The organism is Staphylococcus sp. HMSC056G08, assembly GCF_001812305.1.
GTDB lineage: Bacteria > Bacillota > Bacilli > Staphylococcales > Staphylococcaceae > Staphylococcus > Staphylococcus simulans.
Genome location: NZ_KV808503.1, coordinates 1 through 15,186 on the forward strand (window position 1 = coordinate 1; position 15,186 = coordinate 15,186).

At 35.3% G+C, this 15,186-nt stretch carries 16 protein-coding genes and 1 tRNA gene; all 17 read right to left on the reverse strand.

Annotated elements, in window-relative coordinates:
- Positions 1-60: 60 nt before the first annotated feature.
- The 17 genes from HMPREF2846_RS09015 to HMPREF2846_RS09095 all read right to left on the reverse strand — a co-directional run bounded on the left by HMPREF2846_RS09015 (position 61) and on the right by HMPREF2846_RS09095 (position 15,112).
- Positions 61-143: transfer RNA gene (locus HMPREF2846_RS09015), tRNA-Leu, on the reverse strand.
- A gap of 269 nt (positions 144-412) precedes the next feature.
- On the reverse strand, positions 413-865 hold the full coding sequence (locus HMPREF2846_RS09020; protein WP_070626481.1) for a SprT family protein: 453 nt from the start codon (positions 863-865) through the stop codon (positions 413-415).
- A 7-nt stretch (positions 866-872) separates the two neighbouring features.
- Positions 873-3,023, reverse strand: a complete 2,151-nt coding sequence (locus HMPREF2846_RS09025; protein ID WP_070626482.1) for a Tex family protein — start codon at positions 3,021-3,023, stop codon at positions 873-875.
- Positions 3,024-3,138: 115 nt separating this feature from the next.
- Positions 3,139-3,909 (reverse strand): RNA polymerase sigma factor SigB, encoded by a 771-nt coding sequence (gene sigB, locus HMPREF2846_RS09030; protein ID WP_070626483.1) that lies wholly within the window; start codon positions 3,907-3,909, stop codon positions 3,139-3,141.
- A complete protein-coding gene (gene rsbW, locus HMPREF2846_RS09035; RefSeq protein WP_023016096.1) occupies positions 3,884-4,363 on the reverse strand; it encodes an anti-sigma B factor RsbW in 480 nt (159 codons plus the stop codon). Before rsbW ends, sigB begins: the two co-directional genes overlap by 26 nt.
- A 1-nt stretch (position 4,364) precedes the next feature.
- Positions 4,365-4,691: an anti-sigma factor antagonist gene (locus HMPREF2846_RS09040; RefSeq protein WP_002481749.1), complete on the reverse strand. Its 327-nt coding sequence runs from the start codon at positions 4,689-4,691 to the stop codon at positions 4,365-4,367.
- Between the two features lie 75 nt (positions 4,692-4,766).
- Positions 4,767-5,768: a SpoIIE family protein phosphatase gene (locus HMPREF2846_RS09045; RefSeq protein ID WP_070626484.1), complete on the reverse strand. Its 1,002-nt coding sequence runs from the start codon at positions 5,766-5,768 to the stop codon at positions 4,767-4,769.
- A gap of 291 nt (positions 5,769-6,059) precedes the next feature.
- Entirely contained in the window at positions 6,060-6,410 is a 351-nt protein-coding gene (locus tag HMPREF2846_RS09050; RefSeq protein WP_031262808.1) for a type II toxin-antitoxin system PemK/MazF family toxin, read from the reverse strand.
- Entirely contained in the window at positions 6,407-6,574 is a 168-nt protein-coding gene (mazE, locus tag HMPREF2846_RS09055; protein ID WP_023016097.1) for a type II toxin-antitoxin system antitoxin MazE, read from the reverse strand. The genes HMPREF2846_RS09050 and mazE overlap by 4 nt, the downstream gene beginning before the upstream one ends.
- 80 nt (positions 6,575-6,654) lie before the next feature.
- The gene (gene alr / locus HMPREF2846_RS09060; RefSeq protein WP_070626485.1) at positions 6,655-7,809 is read right to left on the reverse strand and encodes an alanine racemase; all 1,155 of its coding nucleotides are present in this window, start codon (positions 7,807-7,809) and stop codon (positions 6,655-6,657) included.
- A gap of 79 nt (positions 7,810-7,888) precedes the next feature.
- Positions 7,889-8,242: a holo-ACP synthase gene (acpS, locus tag HMPREF2846_RS09065; protein ID WP_070626517.1), complete on the reverse strand. Its 354-nt coding sequence runs from the start codon at positions 8,240-8,242 to the stop codon at positions 7,889-7,891.
- 1 nt (position 8,243) lies between these two features.
- Positions 8,244-8,741 carry a PH domain-containing protein gene (locus HMPREF2846_RS09070; protein WP_070626486.1) on the reverse strand — a complete coding sequence of 166 codons (498 nt, stop codon included), beginning with the start codon at positions 8,739-8,741 and terminating at the stop codon, positions 8,244-8,246.
- A complete protein-coding gene (locus HMPREF2846_RS09075; protein WP_070626487.1) occupies positions 8,734-10,227 on the reverse strand; it encodes a PH domain-containing protein in 1,494 nt (497 codons plus the stop codon). The genes HMPREF2846_RS09070 and HMPREF2846_RS09075 overlap by 8 nt, the downstream gene beginning before the upstream one ends.
- Positions 10,220-10,684, reverse strand: coding sequence for a PH domain-containing protein (locus HMPREF2846_RS09080; RefSeq protein ID WP_070626488.1), 465 nt, complete (start codon positions 10,682-10,684; stop codon positions 10,220-10,222). Before HMPREF2846_RS09080 ends, HMPREF2846_RS09075 begins: the two co-directional genes overlap by 8 nt.
- Positions 10,685-10,830: 146 nt before the next feature.
- Positions 10,831-12,339, reverse strand: a complete 1,509-nt coding sequence (locus HMPREF2846_RS09085) for a degradosome RNA helicase CshA (protein WP_002481757.1) — start codon at positions 12,337-12,339, stop codon at positions 10,831-10,833.
- 323 nt (positions 12,340-12,662) lie between these two features.
- Positions 12,663-14,027 carry a UDP-N-acetylmuramoyl-tripeptide--D-alanyl-D-alanine ligase gene (gene murF / locus HMPREF2846_RS09090; protein WP_070626489.1) on the reverse strand — a complete coding sequence of 455 codons (1,365 nt, stop codon included), beginning with the start codon at positions 14,025-14,027 and terminating at the stop codon, positions 12,663-12,665.
- A 14-nt stretch (positions 14,028-14,041) separates the two neighbouring features.
- The gene (locus tag HMPREF2846_RS09095; RefSeq protein WP_002481759.1) at positions 14,042-15,112 is read right to left on the reverse strand and encodes a D-alanine--D-alanine ligase; all 1,071 of its coding nucleotides are present in this window, start codon (positions 15,110-15,112) and stop codon (positions 14,042-14,044) included.
- Between the last annotated feature and the right edge of the window lie 74 nt (positions 15,113-15,186).

A 15,186-nucleotide genomic window follows, 5' to 3' on the forward strand; every position in this document is an offset into this window, starting at 1 on the left:
AGGCTGAGGTTTTGCCATTAAACTACACCCGCATATATTCGTTAATTAATGAAATGTTGATGCGGCCGAGAGGACTTGAACCTCCACGGGATCTCTCCCACTAGGCCCTCAACCTAGCGCGTCTGCCATTCCGCCACGACCGCTTGGGTTTGATTTCATTAATCATTTATTTTAACAACGTACTCTATTGTAACACTCTCGTAATATCATGTCAATAACTTTTTAAAAGTTTTTAACATAGCGTTAAAGTTCGTTTCAAATATTTAATGTCGTTTTTTTTAGGACATGAACTATCATATAACATTCTCAGAGTTGAGTCAACACTAAAGTTCATATTTCCTTATTTTTATTTTAATCGTAGTAAAAAACCGAGCATCCAAGGCATAACACCTTAGATACTCGGTATTGATTACTATAATTTCTTTTGTAGTTTTAACTTGCCGTGACAATGACCACAAACTATCTTTCGTGTATTCACTTTTTTAATGCGCAAGAAAGATTTTTTGCATGATTGACATTGATATACATAGTTCGCTCGTTCTTCATAACTTTTAACAGCACTGCAAAATCTTGGTGCACCAACTTTTTGACTTAACTTCTTAAAATCTTTGTCTTTATGTTGGTAACCTCGTGTTTGCAGATGGAGATGATAATGACATAGTTCATGTTTGATAATATCAATAATAGCCGCTTCTCCAAACTGTTCATATTGTTTCGGATTGATTTCGATATTATGAGACTGCAACAAATATCTTCCGCCTGTTGTTCTTAACCTATTATTGAAATAAGCCTCGTGTTTGAATTCCCATCCAAATGATTGTCTGGAAATTTTCTCTGTAAGTTGTTGCAACTTCTCATTATCCATCCAGTTATTACTCATTAGGATTAATCATTGTCAATGAAACTTTATTTTTTACTGTATCTGTATCAAGTACCCAAACATCTACAATATCTCCTACATTGACAATATCCATTGGATTTTTCACGAAACGTTTCGCTAATTGAGATATATGCACTAAGCCATCTTGTTTAACACCGACATCTACAAATGCACCAAAGTCAACGACGTTTCGAACAGTACCGCTCAATTTCATTCCTTTGGTTAAATCTTCTAAAGATAATACGTTGGATTTTAAAATCGGCGTTTCATATTCATCACGTGGATCTCGATTAGGTGCTATCAACGCAGCCACAATGTCTTCTAAAGTTGGTAGACCTACGTTTAATTGCTCAGCAGATTGTTTTAAGTCTAGTTTGTTCAATACCTCTTTAAGATGTGTTGTACCTAGATCTTCTGCACTCAAACCTTGTTGCTCTAATAATTGATATGCAATCGCATAACTCTCAGGGTGAATTGATGTATTATCTAACGGCTCTTTACCATTTACAATACGTAAGAATCCGATACTTTGTTCAAATGTTTTAGGGCCTAGACGTTTTACTTTGGCAATTTGTTTGTGATGGTTAATGACACCATTTTCTTCGCGATAATCAATAATGTTTTGTGCGATTTGCGGTGATAAACCTGAAACATGTTGCAATAATGAACGTGAAGCTGTATTCACATCTACGCCAACTTGGTTAACGGCTGTTTCTACTACGAAATTTAAAGCATTTTCAAGTGCTTTTTGGTTAACATCATGTTGATATTGACCTACACCAATTGATTTTGGATCAATTTTTACTAATTCACTCAACGGATCTTGTACACGACGTCCTATGGAAACAGCACTTCTTTCTTCTACTTGGAAATCAGGAAATTCTGTTCTTGCGATTTCAGATGCAGAATAAACAGACGCACCCGCTTCGTTCACAATAATAAATTGAACATCTAAGTTATGTTTTTGAATTAAGTCAGCCACAAATTGTTCAGTTTCACGACTTGCCGTACCATTACCAATAGCTACTAATTTAACATCATAATCATTGATAAATTGTAAAAATGTTTTTTCTGCTTGCGCTGTTTTTGAAACTGGCGGATGCGGATACATCACACCTTTTGCAATAAATGTACCATACGGATTAATTACAGCCAATTTGCACCCTGTTCTAAATGCAGGGTCAACACCTAAAATTTGTTTTCCTTTCAATGGTGGTTGTAATAATAAATGTTTTAAGTTAACACTGAATACATCAATCGCATGATTCTCAGCTTTAGTCGTCAAATCAGTGCGAATTTCTCGCTCGATTGATGGCATAATCAAACGTTTCATACTATCTTTAATTGCCGCTTCAATATAAGTTGTACCTTCATGCTGACCTTTAATTTCTTGGCGTGCAATTTCTCTTTCTAATGAATCTGTATCCATTTCAATCTTCACTGATAATACTTTTTCTTTTTCGCCGCGATTCATCGCTAATATTCTATGGTTGGCTATTTTATGAATCGGCTCTGAAAATTCATAGTACATTTCATATGTCTTTTTCTCATCTTCTGCTTTTTTCTTTTTCTGACTTGTGATGAGTCCTCGTTTTTGTGTCTGTGTCAAAATTTTATTTCTGTATTTAGGATTATCAGAAACCCATTCTGCAATAATATCTTGTGCACCTGCTAACGCATCAGCAACTGATGTCACTTCTTCATTTAAAAATGCTTCTGCATAAGTTTTAGGTGATTGATCAATACTACTTTGCATCAACCATTTTGCTAAAGGCTCTAATCCTTTTCGTTTAGCTTCTGTTGCACGTGTTTTTTTCTTTTGTTTAAACGGTCTATATAAATCTTCCACACGTTGCAACTTCGTTTGTTTTAAAATATCCGCTTTTAACTGGTCATCTAATAAACCTTGTTGTTCTATGTTATGTAAAACTTCTTCTTTTCTCTTTTGAAGCTGTTCCATGTAATGATATTCGTCGGCAATCTTTTTAATTTCGACCTCATCTAGTCCACCTGTACGCTCTTTTCGATAACGTGCGATGAATGGAACTGTGTTATTTTCTTCTAGTAATGCTAGCACTTCAGTAATTTGTTTTTTTGAAAAGTGATGTTGTTTTTCAATTGAGTTGATTAATTCGTTATTCAATATCTGCACCTCAAATTCATTTTCTTGTTTCCATAGTATCATAAGAATAGAAAAAGACTGAAATACATAATGTATCTCAGCCCTTTCTAAAGATTGCGATTCTTTATTTTCGGCATTATTTCTTCGCCGCTTGTTGTAACTTTTTAATTGCATTACGTTGCAATCGTGAGACATGCATTTGACTTAAGCCAATGCGTTCACCTGTTTCTTTCTGACTTAACCCTTCAATGAAAGTACATTGAATAATTTCACGTTCACGATCAGATAAAATAGGTAAGATTCTTTCTAAAATCATTCGTTTCTCGGTTAAATCATAACCATCTTCTTGCTCACCCATAATATCAAGTAACGTGACCGTTGAACCATCCTTATCTGCCTCAATGGAGTGGTCTACACTTAACGCATTGTAACTTTGTCCCATTTCCATCGCTTCTAATACTTCTTCTTCTGTAACTTCTAATCTATCTGCGATTTCGGCAATTGATGGCGAACGTTCAAGTTCATTTGTTAATTCATCAGTGGTCTTTTTAATTCTTGGACCAATTTCTTTGATACGTCTTGGAACATGAACGCTCCAAGTCTTATCTCTTAAGTATCTTTTAATTTCACCGATTACCGTAGGCACCAAGAAGGCTTCGAACTTTCTGCCAAAATTGATATCAAATCGATTTATGGCACCGATAAGTCCTACCATTCCTACTTGAACCAAGTCTTCATGGTGTGATTGTCCTTTTGAATATTTGAAAGCTAAAGATTCAATCAATTTTTGATAATGTCTGACAAGTTTGTCTTGGGCACTGGTATTTTCTTCATTCTGATGTTGTCTGATCCATTCGTTGATTTGTTGTGGTGAAATATCGTTAGTTAATTTCGACTCTTTCGCCATTATTGTGCACCTGCTCTTTTTTTATATACTTGATCATGCTTATCGTTACACCATTGTCCTTGTTTACTTTAACTTCATCCATCAATGACTCAATCAAGAATAAACCTAATCCGCCTTCTCTTAAGAAGTCTATATTTTCATTTTCACTGTATGGACCAAGTTCTTTTTTCTTCTCTTCGTAATCGAAGCTCTTGCCTTGGTCAGAAATAACAACTCTAATTTTATCATCGTAAATTTCAAAACATAAATAAATAGAGGGATCGATTTCTTCTTCTTTGTATGCATGTTTTACAGCATTTGTGACTGCTTCACTTACCGCAATTTTAGCATCTTCGATATCTTCATATGAAGCACCCGCACGTGAAAACACGCCCGATAATGTTAATCGGATTAAACTGACATATTCAGCTTGTGCCGGCAGCTTCATTTCAATTACATTCCGCTTCGCTTCCATGTCATTCTACCTCCGATCCTTCATTTACGTGCATCAAGTCGCTTAAACCTGTAATTTCGAATAAACGGCTGATACGTTCTGAAGCGCCGATAATATATAATTCTTTATCATTTTGATTTAATGCTTTCAATGTGCCTACAAATAAACCAAGTCCAGTGGAATCCATGTAACTTACATTCGTCAAGTTAACATATACGTCATGTGTACCCTCTTGTTTAATTGGTGTTAAAACTTGTTCCAATTCAGGTACAGTATAAACGTCTAGTTCTCCTCCGACTTTAATTTCATAATACCCATCATGTTCTTGTGTCTCTATATTCAAATTCATTCAGTGATACACTCCAGTCTGTTCATATTTCAAACACTAGTTTACCCATTTTGTTTAAAGGTTAATCATTTTTATTTAATTTACTCGCTTAATAATTAAGATTGTTAAGTCATCACGCTTGCCCGACTTTTGAATGCCAAGTAAATCTTCATACAATAACTGTACAATATCTTGCGGATGCAGATTTTTATACTTATGTATAAAATCTAATAAATAATCTGTCTCTATAAATTTACCGTTTTCATCCCTGATTTCAGTCACACCATCAGTAAAGATAATAATCAAATCATTTAAATGAATTTGAATTTCCTGCTGCTTGTAGCGTTCTAATTGTCTAACACCAAGCACACGCCCTTTAACAGAGATTTCTTCAAATCTGTCTTCGGCAGCTCTGAAAATATAACCTGGTTCATGACCTGCCGAACTACAGTATAACAAATGATTCATTTCTTCATATAAGCCATAGAACATTGTCACAAACATATCTTGGTTGACGTTTTTCTCAACTACACGATTCAGACGTTTTAAACCATCACTTGGTAATTGTGAATGCCCATATGAATCCATTCCGAATTTAATCATACTCATTGCGAGCGCTGCAGGAATACCTTTACCAATGACATCCGCTACCGCAAAACTCATCGTTCCATCTTTATGATCAATTAAATTAAAGTAGTCCCCACTTACTTTTTGCGCTGCAACAGAAATAACCCCAATTTGAATACTGTCGAATTGAGGTATCTCAGTTTGCAGCATCGTTTGTTGTAAACGTGAAGCTAAATCCATTTCTTTATCATGGTAATAGAGTTTATCTACCATTTCTTGATAATCTTGATAGCTATATCCGAAAATACTTGCGATAATTTTCAATAATTCAAATGTAGCGAAGACTTGTTCTTTAGTTAAGTCCATTTCTTTGGCACATTCTCTATGAATATCAAGTACATCTTCTGCATGGATATGTTTTTCTAAAATTTCTTGACCGAAGTCTTCAAATTGCTTAATAACCGTTTCCTTATTATAGGACTCTACATAAGACTTCATTAATTGCATATATCTTTTTTTGAAATTTTCCAATTGCGTTGTCCCTCTCTTTATACCAGTTTCGCCGTCTCCCCAGTAACCACACATACTTATTTAAATCTTGTTTGATGAAATAAAAAGAGGTCGAAAGTCACATTTCAGCACCATAGTAAAATGCTGTATCACACTATGATAAAAATCGAGCAATAAGCAAAGTTGCTAAGCAGGCTGAAAATGTTGCTTCACCTCTTTTAAATCGTTCATTTGAATGAACTGGATTGTTCAGCACAAACTGATACAACCACTTCTCATTTAGTTGTTTACACATATGATTGAAATCGGTTCCTAATTTTTATGTGTCAAGCCTAAACTAATTCCAATCGCGTTATCAATTTCTTTCATCTTCTCATCTGAAAGATAAGTCAATTTCTCTTTCAAACGTTTTTTATCAACTGTTCTAATCTGTTCAAGTAATATAACAGAATCTTTGTCTAATTTGTATTTACTCTTTTCAATTTCAACATGTGTTGGAATTTTCGCCTTATTAATACGCCCAGTAATCGCGGCTACAATTACCGTCGGACTGTACTTATTGCCAGTGTCATTTTGTATAATTACAACAGGTCTAACTCCCCCTTGTTCAGAACCTTGCACTGGTGATAAATCAGCTAAATAAACATCGCCTCTCCTCATCATTCATCCTTATCAAATGTAAGATAAGATTCATTGCAATCACAGGCTTCACATTCCACTGAAAATGCCTCCGTTGCTAGGGAGAGATTCAAATCAGCCATTTGTGAATAGCCTTCTTTTAATGACTGTTCCAAACTATAGCTTCTATTCTGATTAAAAGTTGACATAGGTAAGACCTCCAAGAAATAAAGAACTTCTAAACTAATATTCAAATTAATCATAACAAATTTCAAAATTCATGACCATACTATTTTTGCAATTCGTTGACAATATCAAATTCTTTTTCTGGTTCGTAGATTCTTGGCACACGTCTACCGATACGACAAAGCACTTCATAATTGATAGTTTGTTGTTGATGTGCCAATGAAGTTAATGATTCAGGTCCTTGATGTTCGCGGTTCAATAACGTTGCTGTATCCCCAACTTCAAATGTGTCATCTTCTGGTAAAACCACCATCATTTGATCCATACAAACACGTCCGATAATTTCACAATGATGGCCATTGATTTCTACTGTTGCTCCTTGCATGATGCGTGGGAATCCATCTGCATAACCCACACCTAAAATAGCGATTTTCAATGCTCGGTCAGCAGTAAAGGTAGAACCATAGCTGACAGTATCCCCTAAGTTTAAACGTTTGATTTCCATAATTTCGGTTGCCCAGTAAGCGCTTGGATAAAGCACTGCATTTGTCACTTCTTCTACATATTCAGACGGGTAATAACCATATAACGAAATACCAGTACGCACCATATTACAAATAGGTGCTTCATGCAGAATTGTACCTGCAGAATTTTGAGAATGGACATAAGGAGGATGTGGTAATGTATTCACCCAATCTTCAAATAATTGGTATTGTTCATGTGTATGTGGTGAATCTTCATCTGCTTGCGCAAAATGAGTAAACACACCTTCAAAAACTAATTGATCATGTTGATTGATTGTATCAACGATTTTTTGATAATCCTCAAGTGTCTTAATACCTAGGCGCCCCATGCCTGTATCAATTTTGACATGCAGCCATAAATCTTTTTTATTTTCAGGCTCAATCTGCTCTATTACCGCTTCCAACCATTGGTATGAAGGAACGGTTAATGCAACACGATGTTGAATCGCTTTATTAATATCATTCGGCATAACGACACCTAATATTAAAATTTTGGCGTCTATCCCATGCATGCGCAATTCAATTGCTTCGTCTAATGTAGCGACCGCAAAAAATTCTGCACCGTGTTTTTCTAGATAATGTGCAACTTTCACACTGCCCAGTCCATATGCATTTGCTTTAATGACAGGCATTACTGTTTTGTTTGGTTGTAGTTTTCCTAGTACTTGGTAGTTTTTTAAAATCGCTTCTAAGTCTACCTTTAAATACGTAGGGCGATAAAATTTATCCGCCATAGCGTCATCTCCTTTAACCAAGTAAAATGTATTACTACTATAATACTTTCTGACTCATTTTATCAATACTCAATTTATTTTATATTTTTTCAAGCAATACTTGGCTTGTCGCATAATTTTTCGTGTGAGAGATACTCACATGTACTTTGAACCCTTCAAAATGTATATAAGGTCGTCCTAGTTCATCGTTTTTACAATTAATATCTTGGAAACTGATTTGTTTGCCGATGCCTGTACCTAACGCTTTACTGAACGCTTCTTTACATGCAAAACGTCCAGCTAAAAATTCTGCTTGTCGTTGTGGATGTGAAAATGAATGGAACTTGTCCAGTTCATCTTGACTCAATACTTTTTCTGGAAATCTCTTCTGACGTTCTAACATTGTTTTGATACGATCAATTTCAATCAAATCGATACCTATACCATAAATCACTTTATTCACCCGCTTCTTCTTCTGACATCTCATTCTTATCATGAATATGTTTAATATCATACATAATTTGTTGGGCTGTTGCTTTATTTATCAACAATATCTCACTATCTCCGCCTGCAGTTGACAGTGTCAATGTTGCTAATTGCCATTTACGCATCAACCAACCTTCATTAATATCTATATTTTGAATCCTAAACAAAGGAATATGTTTCATACTGACAAAAATCATACCTTCTTGAACAATAATTTGTTTCGCTTCCAACAAATAACTGTGTTGCTTATTTTTCAACCACGGATTAAGAAGACAGGTCCATATAAAGACAAATAATGTGAGTATAACCGCAATCAGACTAACCCATTTCAATGCATCTTTGGATAATAGATGCAACCACAGATATTCTGCCGTAATTAATACAGAAAACACTAAAACAATCAGTCCTGTTTGAATTAAACCTGAAATAAACAACACTTTCTTTCCATCTTGAGCCATTCTATTCATAGTTGTCCTCCTTTACATACCATTGTTTTAGTTGTTCGGCAGCATCATTATTGATAAAGCGCAAACCGATATCTATTTGACCTTGCCCTTTTGCGGCCGAAAATGAGAAATCAGCTAAGCCGACACGTTTCGTAAACCAATTCTGTGATTTTTCAAACCCAATCAACCTATCTCTTTTCGCATAATAATAACGTGTTCTTGTTAATTGCGTTTTCTTAACAGTTAGCGTTGATGCATCAGTTTTATAGCCTGAATAATGTACTGTCATGATACTATGCACTAATACTAACAGACTTGCGACAACGGCTAACACCATATACCACCACGACCAAAAGTACGTACAAATCGCACCTGCGATTAAAAATAGACCGATTCCAATTTGTGCATGACGACGGATACCGCCTATCGGCAATCCGGGTTCTACGGTTTCAAATTGAATAGAAGGTACTAACTGTTCAACAATTTGATAGGCTTTCTTACGTTTAATAAACGGTAAAATCATGATATCACCTGAAGCTGTTGTAGAACTATCAGTCTTTTCCACATCACTCGTAATAATAAAGTAAATAGAAGTATAACCGATAAATCGACGAATAAATGATTGTTTTTCTACTACTGCTTGAATACGGCGTGTTGCCACATTTATCGTCTTCACATTCAACAAGCCATATTGTATATGCAGTTGTTCATCTTTCTCACTCAGGGTATAACCGTAATACCTTACAAATTCGATGATGACACCAATGATATATGCTAAAAGTAAGGATAATATAATCATACCTGCAACCACTACATATGCAGCTTCTGCTATCCAATCAAATTGATGGAACACTTCATCCCACGGAATAATTTCTTGGAAGCTTCCTAATAATGGTGCTAAAGTAAATAACGCAATACCAATAGATCCGCTAGACAACGCCATAAAAATCAACTCTTTCAGCGAGAGATTAAATATGTGTTCAGGCTTGTCTGGTTCCAAGTCATGTGAAACTTGTTGTTCCTCATCAATCGGTACATGCGTTGTTTCTTCTTTATAATCTTTTGATGTTTGTTCTGATCTGACTGCTTGCTCTATCAGATTGAACTGCTGCTTAGACACAATTTGCAACGTAATGCCATCACTCGGTGTTTTAATTTCCATAATGACTCCGCCAAAGATTCGATTCACAATATCTTGTGAGGAATCAAAAGCTTGGATTCTTTGAATATCCAGTTCTTTTCGTATTTTATTAAAGACGCCTTTGGTCACGACAAAATGATGCCCTTCTATCCAATAGCGTGTAGAATACACTTCTAATGCATTATAGATAAAAGAAAATAAAAATATAGCTGTTAAAAAAGCTGGCCATATATACGATTTTACATCGGTAAAGTTAAAGTTGTTGATATTGAAAATAAAGATAACAATGACGACTATATTTTGCTTAATTGTAGTAATTAACCCTGTGAGATATGACAGTAGGTGTAATCTTTGTGGATTATACATCTGCATCTACCTCCTCAAGTCGGCGCATACAAACGGATTCTATAGATATTGCTTCATCTTCTGTCAATATCGGTAATGTGACAACATGACCTGCAGTAATAATAGAAAGTTTATAAAGTTTGAACGCTAATAAAATAGGCCCACTTTCTCTTTCTACATATTGTATTCTGTCATATTTAAGCACTTGTTGCTTTTGAAAGAAGAATCGTGACTCAATTGATACATAATGTTCTTGCAATAGATAAAAGCGATAGTTCCATATAATCCAAGGATGGATGATTTTATATAGGAAACTCATGGTCAATAAAATGATAAGCAGGTTTAGCACCCAAGGTGACCACGTAAAATGATGATACAAGAATACTAAGCCGCTAAAAACTAATATTTCTATTAAAAACTCAATGAAATAGCGGATGTAATAGTACCCTACTACGCGGCGTGGACTTTTTTTAGACATAAGGTCACTTCGCACCTTTCTATGTATTTTAGCTATCAGTCATATTTTAACAATGATTAACATTATTTTGTTAAAAATTTATAGATTTCTATAAATAGAAAACCGCTTCGAATTTCTTCGAAACGGTTTGAAATCATTGGGTATTCTTATTTTTGCATGTCTGCGAATGTACGACCTTTAATCGGTTTTTTATGATCTTTTTTATCGTGTTTTTGTTTTTTACCATTAAATTTGCCTTTACCGCGACGGTTTTTGTTATCAAATTTATTGTTTGAACGTTTATTAGAAGGTTTGCCTCCACGACGAGGACCTTTCGCATTATGACGACCTTTGCGTGCAAGTGGTTTTTCGAATGTTAATTGAACTTCTACTTCATCATTTGACTCGACTAATTCTTGTAATAATGCAGCTACTAATTCTACATCATCATATTCATTTAATAATTGAGAAGAGATATTTTGTAGACGTTCTGAATGTTCTTGATTCATCCATTTTTCTACTTTTTCTTTAATATCATTTTCGCGTGCACGTAATACTTCTTTACGATGTGGTGGTCTTAACGCTTTCATACGTCTATTATTTGTATCTTCGATTTGACGGATATAGTCCATTTCAATCGGGTTAACGAATGTAACCGCGATACCTTTTTTACCGGCACGGCCTGTACGTCCGATACGGTGAGTATAACTTTCAGTATCTTGAGGAATGTCGAAGTTGTATACATGGCTGACACCTGAAATATCTAAACCACGTGCTGCAACGTCTGTCGCAACTAAAATATCGATTTGGTCATTTTTAAATTTCTTCAAGACTTCTAAACGTTTTGCTTGTGTAATATCACCATGCAAACCTTCAGCTTTGTAGCCTTTTGAAATTAATGCACTTGTTAATTCGTCTACACGACGTTTTGTACGACCGAAGACAATTGCTAATTCTGGTTGGTGGACATCTAAGAAGTTGGTAAATGTTTCGAATTTCTCTAATTCTTTAACGATTGTGTAGTATTCATCAATTTGCGGATCTGACATTTCGTTATTCATTGTTTTAACGATTTTAGGGTCTTTCATGAATTGTTGTACTAAAGCTTGGATGGCTTTAGGCATTGTTGCTGAGAACAACATTGTTTGACGATTTTCTGATGGAATATGGTCCATAATGAATCTCATATCGTCGATGAAGCCCATGTTCATCATTTCATCCGCTTCATCAATAATTAATGTGTGGATATCATTTGTTTTAAGTGTACGACGGTTCAAGTGGTCAATGACACGTCCTGGTGTACCTACAACAATTTGCGGTCCTTTTTTCAACGCTTTAATTTGGCGTCCGATCGGCATACCACCGAAAACTGTTACGACTTGTACGCGTTGTCCGCGACTGAATGCACGTAATTGTTCCGCAACTTGCATTGCAAGTTCGCGTGTAGGTGCTAAAATCAGTGCTTGTACGCCTTCTTTTCCGACAACTTTCTCAATTAACGGAATACCAAACGCTCCCGTTTTACCTGTACCTGTTTGCGCTTGTCCTAAAATATCTAAACCGTGCAATGCAAACGGAATACTATCATTTTGTATAGGAGTCGGTTCTTCGAAGCCCATATTAGCAAGCGTTTCAGCAGTTTGTTCTGAAACACCTAAGTCTATAAATTTTTGCAAAATAATTCTCCTTTATATATGGTCGAGACGACTTTGATGAATTTGTGCTCTCTTTATTTCAGTAGATATACATCATCTATCAGTTTCATTTTCATCTAAAAATGATAAAAAATGAGCGGTTAATACTTTAACAATTATTCTGTATGGATACAGAACTAATGAGCACCCGCCCCCACCTTGTCTTTAATTTTTCATCAACTTCTATATAGTACCACCTTAAGCCCATTATAGCAATCATGCAATTCTCACTAGAAAGCAAAAAAGTCAGTAAGATGATAGGATTTCTCGTAATAAGAAATTTCATCATCTCGCTGACTTTCTAATTAATTTTGTTCTAATAGAGCTTGAGCTACTTCTTCTAAAGCCATACCTCTTGAACCCTTAATCAACACATTATCTTTTGGTTGAACATGTGCTAACGTATTTGCGATTAATTGTGTTTTATCATCAAAATGTTCGGCAGTCTCTACAAATGCTTTACCCGCTTGATGAATATGTGCCGCTTCTTCGCCGTAAGTCAATAAATAGTCGATACCTTTATCTTCTAAGTATTCACCTACTGAAGCATGCATTGCTGCACTGTTTTCTCCTAATTCTAGCACATCCGCTAAAATCAAGATTTTGCGTCCATCCATTGCAGATAGCGTATCAATAGCCGCTTTCATACTTGTTGGGCTGGCATTATAAGCGTCATTAATTACTGCGACATCTTGTTTAGAATAATGCAACTCCATACGCATTTGCGTCAATTGGACTTGCGCAATATTCGTTTTAATTGTTTCATAATCAAGCCCTGACAATTTACCGATCGTAATCGCAATTGCTGCATTACGCATATTATGAATACCTAAAATAGGAATTTGATAATGTTCTTGATCATTGATACTAAATGCAATACCTAACGCATCATGTTGTTCAACATGACATACCACTTCATTCTCAGAACTTATGCCGATACTGATGGCTTGATTGTTTTCTAACGTATGAACATGTGGTACAAGTAAAGGTTCATCTCCATCATAAAGTAGTACACCTTCTGGTTTTAAACCAGCAACAATTTCAAATTTAGCTCGGGCAATGCCTTCTCTAGAACCTAAATCTTGCATATGTGATTCACCGATATTGGTAATCACTGCAATATCAGGTTGTGCGATTTCAGATAGTAGTTCAATTTGATGGAAACCTGACATACCCATTTCTAAAATGGAAATTTCAGTATCCTCATCTAATTCTAAAATCGTTAATGGCATCCCAATTTCATTATTGTAATTTCCTTGTGTTTTCTTCACTTTGAAATTCGGCTTTAAGACACTTTCAATCATATCTTTAGTTGTTGTCTTACCATTAGATCCTGTTACAGCAATTACTTTTGGTTGTACGTGCTGCAAGTAAGCTTTCGCCAGTTCTTGCAGTGCTAATAAGGTATCATCAACCCAGATGACAGGACCTTCTACTGGATGTTCTGGTTTGACATCTTTTTGATAAAAAACAGCGCCTGCACCATCTTGTAATGCTTGTTCTACAAATCGATGACCATCTGTATTTTCACCTTTAAATGGGATAAACAAATTACCTTCATCAATTTTTCTTGAGTCGATTGTGACACCTTTAATTGTATGATCTAAATATTTTTCATCAATTTCACAAGGAATCCACGCTTTAATTTGTTTTAAAGTTACTTCTATCATGTAAGTACACGACCTTAATCAATTTTGTATTTGTTCTTTTGTTTTTCGATATGTTTTTCTTTCGCTAACTCAATTAATTTTGTAATCAAGTCAGAGTATGATAAGCCCATGCTTTCCCACAGACTTGGATACATACTGAATTTAGTAAATCCTGGCATCGCATTTGTTTCATTAATGTAGATTTGATTATCTTCTGTCACAAAGAAATCTGCACGTAATAAGCCTGCGCAGTCTGTTGCTTTAAATGCTTCAACTGCCATATTACGAAGTGTTGTACGTACTTCACTGTCTAATTCAGCTGGAATAGATAAACGGATATTACCATCTAAATATTTAGATTTATAGTCATAGAATGCCACATCTTTGATAACTTCCCCTGGTTCCGTTGTTTCTGGGTAATCATTACCTAATACCGCAACTTCGACTTCTCTCGCAACGACACCTTGTTCAATCACAAGTTTTCTATCGAATTGGAAAGCTTCTTCAATCCCTGCTTTTAACTCTTCTTCGTTGTTACATTTACTGATACCGACACTTGAACCTAAGTTTGCTGGTTTTACAAAGACAGGATATTCTAATTTGTCATGCACAAGTTTTAAAATATTGCTTTGATATTTGTCATACTCACTTCTTAAAAAGCTGACATATGGTAATTGCGGTAAACCTCTATGTGCAAATAATTGTTTCATGACAAGTTTATCCATTGTACTAGAAGCTGCTAACACACCATTACCGACATACGGTAAATCTAATACTTCAAATAATCCTTGAATTGTTCCGTCTTCACCATTCGGTCCGTGTAATAATGGGAATACTGCTGAATATGGCTGTCCAGAACTGCTGTTTGTAAGCAAGCTGGAAATTTCACCTTCTTTTACATCTTCTAGGCGCAAAGTTTCTGTATCTTCCACACTATCGACGATGTTATCTTTCTTTTTCCAAGCACCATCATTTGTAATGTAGATAATATCTACTTGGTACTTATCTTTATCAATAGCATTTAAGACATTCTGCGCAGTTAAAATAGAAACATCATGTTCCGCGCTTTTTCCACCATAAATGATACATATATTTTCTTTAGCCATGTTCTTTCCTCCAAACGCATTGTTAAACTTTATTTTATCACGATTTCCTAATTTATTGCATGTCAAACCTGAGA

Coding starts and splice junctions, on each gene's coding strand:
- HMPREF2846_RS09095 (WP_002481759.1), bottom strand. CDS start 15,112: ATGGCTAAAGAAAATATATGTATCATTTATGGTGGAAAAAGCGCGGAA.
- HMPREF2846_RS09050 (WP_031262808.1), bottom strand. CDS start 6,410: ATGATGAGGAGAGGCGATGTTTATTTAGCTGATTTATCACCAGTGCAA.
- HMPREF2846_RS09080 (WP_070626488.1), bottom strand. CDS start 10,684: ATGTCTAAAAAAAGTCCACGCCGCGTAGTAGGGTACTATTACATCCGC.
- rsbW (WP_023016096.1), bottom strand. CDS start 4,363: ATGGAAGCGAAGCGGAATGTAATTGAAATGAAGCTGCCGGCACAAGCT.
- alr (WP_070626485.1), bottom strand. CDS start 7,809: ATGGCGGATAAATTTTATCGCCCTACGTATTTAAAGGTAGACTTAGAA.
- HMPREF2846_RS09040 (WP_002481749.1), bottom strand. CDS start 4,691: ATGAATTTGAATATAGAGACACAAGAACATGATGGGTATTATGAAATT.
- sigB (WP_070626483.1), bottom strand. CDS start 3,909: ATGGCGAAAGAGTCGAAATTAACTAACGATATTTCACCACAACAAATC.
- HMPREF2846_RS09070 (WP_070626486.1), bottom strand. CDS start 8,741: ATGAATAGAATGGCTCAAGATGGAAAGAAAGTGTTGTTTATTTCAGGT.
- HMPREF2846_RS09020 (WP_070626481.1), bottom strand. CDS start 865: ATGGATAATGAGAAGTTGCAACAACTTACAGAGAAAATTTCCAGACAA.
- mazE (WP_023016097.1), bottom strand. CDS start 6,574: ATGTCAACTTTTAATCAGAATAGAAGCTATAGTTTGGAACAGTCATTA.
- HMPREF2846_RS09075 (WP_070626487.1), bottom strand. CDS start 10,227: ATGTATAATCCACAAAGATTACACCTACTGTCATATCTCACAGGGTTA.
- murF (WP_070626489.1), bottom strand. CDS start 14,027: ATGATAGAAGTAACTTTAAAACAAATTAAAGCGTGGATTCCTTGTGAA.